We start from the raw sequence: 3,624 nt of genomic DNA, 5'->3' as shown, positions 1-3,624 counted from the left end.
CGCTGGAAGCCCCGTAGCGACGCGGAGAGGGGCGAGACAAGCCAAGGGCGCAGGCTCGATGCGCAGCACGACATAGCCGGTTCTCGCAAGGACGAGAATTTCCCTGCGGTGCCCCTCAAGTGTCAATGAAAGTTTCCAACGCGAGCCATTCGCGAGAGCCTTGAGTCCACGCTAGATCTATCTCATCTGCGCAAGGCAGAACGTGAAGACGGCCGCCCTGGACCTCGCCCGCGAGCGCCAGGCGCACGAGGCCGGCGCGCGGACCCGCGCCACGGCCCACGAGCGGACGCCGCAGCAGGAGCGCCAGAAGGCCGCCAGAGAGGCCGAGCGCGGCCGTGAGGCTTGGACGCTAGGGCAGGGCATGAAAAAGCCCGTAGCGGGCTGCTACGGGCGTCTGACGCGGTGGAAAGGGGGAGGGGATGTTGTCTACATGGCTCTGCTGTAGTGAGTGGGTTGCGCTCCGGCAGCGGTCCTGATCAATCGTCACCCTTTCTCGGTCCTTCAACGTTCCTGACAACGAGCCTCCTTTTCGCCAATCCATCGACAATCACCGCGAGTCCCTGCTCGAACGCTGCGTCCGGACCGGCTTCGTCGAAGGCGTCTATCGCGGCCCGCAACAGCGGCGAGAGCGGAGCCTGTTCAACGGTGCCGCCGCGCTCGCCGGCATCGCTGTCGCCGGCCTGCTCCTCAAGCACGGCCCCAACAGTGAAGTAGCTGATTGTCATCAGCGCATTGACGGCGTCCCCGGCCGAAAAACCCGCCTCGCAGAGGAAGCGAAGCTGCGCGTCGGCCGTTTCCATCTGCGGTGCGCCCGGTCGCGTGCCGGCATGGATGCGCGCGCCATCGCGGTAGGCGAGCAGCGCCTGCCTGAAGCTGCGGGCATTCCCGATCAGAAATGAGCGCCAGTCGTCGTCGGCTCTCGGCACCGAATGCGTATGATTCTCCGCCAGCATGGCTTCGGCCAGTGCGTCGAGCAGCGCCCGCTTGTTCCTGAAGTGCCAGTAAAGCGCCGGCTGCTGAACCCCCAACCGTTCCGCCAGTTTGCGTGTCGTCAGACCGTCTACGCCGACCTCGTTCAACAGGTCCAGGGCGGCACGGATCACTGTATTCGGCTGCAACTTTGTCATGCTTGACACTTTATCACTGATAAACAATAATATGTCCACCAACTTATCAGTGATAAAGAATCCGCGCGTTCAATCGGACCAGCGGAGGCTGGTCCGGAGGCCAGACGTGAAACCCAACAGACCCCTGATCGTAATTCTGAGCACTGTCGCGCTCGACGCTGTCGGCATCGGCCTGATTATGCCGGTGCTGCCGGGCCTCCTGCGCGATCTGGTTCACTCGAACGACGTCACCGCCCACTATGGCATTCTGCTGGCGCTGTATGCGTTGATGCAATTTGCCTGCGCACCTGTGCTGGGCGCGCTGTCGGATCGTTTCGGGCGGCGGCCGGTCTTGCTCGTCTCGCTGGCCGGCGCTGCTGTCGACTACGCCATCATGGCGACGGCGCCTTTCCTTTGGGTTCTCTATATCGGGCGGATCGTGGCCGGCATCACCGGGGCGACTGGGGCGGTAGCCGGCGCTTATATTGCCGATATCACTGATGGCGATGAGCGCGCGCGGCACTTCGGCTTCATGAGCGCCTGTTTCGGGTTCGGGATGGTCGCGGGACCTGTGCTCGGTGGGCTGATGGGCGGTTTCTCCCCCCACGCTCCGTTCTTCGCCGCGGCAGCCTTGAACGGCCTCAATTTCCTGACGGGCTGTTTCCTTTTGCCGGAGTCGCACAAAGGCGAACGCCGGCCGTTACGCCGGGAGGCTCTCAACCCGCTCGCTTCGTTCCGGTGGGCCCGGGGCATGACCGTCGTCGCCGCCCTGATGGCGGTCTTCTTCATCATGCAACTTGTCGGACAGGTGCCGGCCGCGCTTTGGGTCATTTTCGGCGAGGATCGCTTTCACTGGGACGCGACCACGATCGGCATTTCGCTTGCCGCATTTGGCATTCTGCATTCACTCGCCCAGGCAATGATCACCGGCCCTGTAGCCGCCCGGCTCGGCGAAAGGCGGGCACTCATGCTCGGAATGATTGCCGACGGCACAGGCTACATCCTGCTTGCCTTCGCGACACGGGGATGGATGGCGTTCCCGATCATGGTCCTGCTTGCTTCGGGTGGCATCGGAATGCCGGCGCTGCAAGCAATGTTGTCCAGGCAGGTGGATGAGGAACGTCAGGGGCAGCTGCAAGGCTCACTGGCGGCGCTCACCAGCCTGACCTCGATCGTCGGACCCCTCCTCTTCACGGCGATCTATGCGGCTTCTATAACAACGTGGAACGGGTGGGCATGGATTGCAGGCGCTGCCCTCTACTTGCTCTGCCTGCCGGCGCTGCGTCGCGGGCTTTGGAGCGGCGCAGGGCAACGAGCCGATCGCTGATAGAGGTTTATAGCGGCTTCGTTCCCTTCCGCAACCGTCAGCATGATCTGCTCCACATGCTCGCGGCCATAGTCTATCACCGCCCGCAGCAGCATACCGGCGACCCCTCGGCCTCGCTGTTCGGGCTCCACGAAAACGCCGGACAGATGCGCCTTGTGAGCGTCCTTGGGGCCGTCCTCCTGTTTGAAGACCGACAGCCCAATGATCTCGCCGTCGATGTAGGCGCCGAATGCCACGGCATCTCGCAACCGTTCAGCGAACGCCTCCATGGGCTTTTTCTCCTCGTGCTCGTAAACGGACCCGAACATCTCTGGAGCTTTCTTCAGGGCCGACAATCGGATCTCGCGGAAATCCTGCACGTCGGCCGCTCCAAGCCGTCGAATCTGAGCCTTAATCACAATTGTCAATTTTAATCCTCTGTTTATCGGCAGTTCGTAGAGCGCGCCGTGCGTCCCGAGCGATACTGAGCGAAGCAAGTGCGTCGAGCAGTGCCCGCTTGTTCCTGAAATGCCAGTAAAGCGCTGGCTGCTGAACCCCCAGCCGGAACTGACCCCACAAGGCCCTAGCGTTTGCAATGCACCAGGTCATCATTGACCCAGGCGTGTTCCACCAGGCCGCTGCCTCGCAACTCTTCGCAGGCTTCGCCGACCTGCTCGCGCCACTTCTTCACGCGGGTGGAATCCGATCCGCACATGAGGCGGAAGGTTTCCAGCTTGAGCGGGTACGGCTCCCGGTGCGAGCTGAAATAGTCGAACATCCGTCGGGCCGTCGGCGACAGCTTGCGGTACTTCTCCCATATGAATTTCGTGTAGTGGTCGCCAGCAAACAGCACGACGATTTCCTCGTCGATCAGGACCTGGCAACGGGACGTTTTCTTGCCACGGTCCAGGACGCGGAAGCGGTGCAGCAGCGACACCGATTCCAGGTGCCCAACGCGGTCGGACGTGAAGCCCATCGCCGTCGCCTGTAGGCGCGACAGGCATTCCTCGGCCTTCGTGTAATACCGGCCATTGATCGACCAGCCCAGGTCCTGGCAAAGCTCGTAGAACGTGAAGGTGATCGGCTCGCCGATAGGGGTGCGCTTCGCGTACTCCAACACCTGCTGCCACACCAGTTCGTCATCGTCGGCCCGCAGCTCGACGCCGGTGTAGGTGATCTTCACGTCCTTGTTGACGTGGAAAATGACCTTGT

The 3,624-nt window shown here is 62.4% G+C and carries 4 protein-coding genes and 1 pseudogene; 1 reads left to right on the top strand and 4 read right to left on the bottom strand.

Annotated features, from left to right (window positions below):
* Positions 1-476: 476 nt before the first annotated feature.
* Entirely contained in the window at positions 477-1,127 is a 651-nt protein-coding gene (gene tetR(A) / locus LG219_RS15190) for a tetracycline resistance transcriptional repressor TetR(A) (RefSeq protein ID WP_000164043.1), read from the bottom strand.
* Between the two features lie 106 nt (positions 1,128-1,233).
* Between tetR(A) and tet(A) the strand changes: the two genes are divergently transcribed.
* The gene (gene tet(A) / locus LG219_RS15185) at positions 1,234-2,433 is read left to right on the top strand and encodes a tetracycline efflux MFS transporter Tet(A) (RefSeq protein ID WP_000804064.1); all 1,200 of its coding nucleotides are present in this window, start codon (positions 1,234-1,236) and stop codon (positions 2,431-2,433) included.
* On the opposite strand, the gene LG219_RS15180 is transcribed toward tet(A), so the two are convergent.
* From LG219_RS15180 to trfA, 3 genes and pseudogenes are all read right to left on the bottom strand, one after another.
* Positions 2,364-2,831 carry a GNAT family N-acetyltransferase gene (locus tag LG219_RS15180; RefSeq protein ID WP_223155915.1) on the bottom strand — a complete coding sequence of 156 codons (468 nt, stop codon included), beginning with the start codon at positions 2,829-2,831 and terminating at the stop codon, positions 2,364-2,366. The genes tet(A) and LG219_RS15180 overlap by 70 nt on opposite strands.
* A gap of 72 nt (positions 2,832-2,903) precedes the next feature.
* Positions 2,904-2,976: pseudogene (locus LG219_RS15175) on the bottom strand (TetR family transcriptional regulator); the annotation flags it as partial.
* A gap of 19 nt (positions 2,977-2,995) precedes the next feature.
* Positions 2,996-3,624: plasmid replication initiator TrfA (trfA, locus tag LG219_RS15170; protein ID WP_008166362.1), on the bottom strand; the 629-nt coding region annotated here is incomplete at its 5' end.

The organism is Deefgea salmonis (assembly GCF_020531905.1).
Taxonomy (GTDB): domain Bacteria; phylum Pseudomonadota; class Gammaproteobacteria; order Burkholderiales; family Chitinibacteraceae; genus Deefgea; species Deefgea salmonis.
The sequence above is the reverse complement of the archived record's forward strand: the minus strand, read 5'-3'. Positions and strand labels throughout refer to the sequence as shown.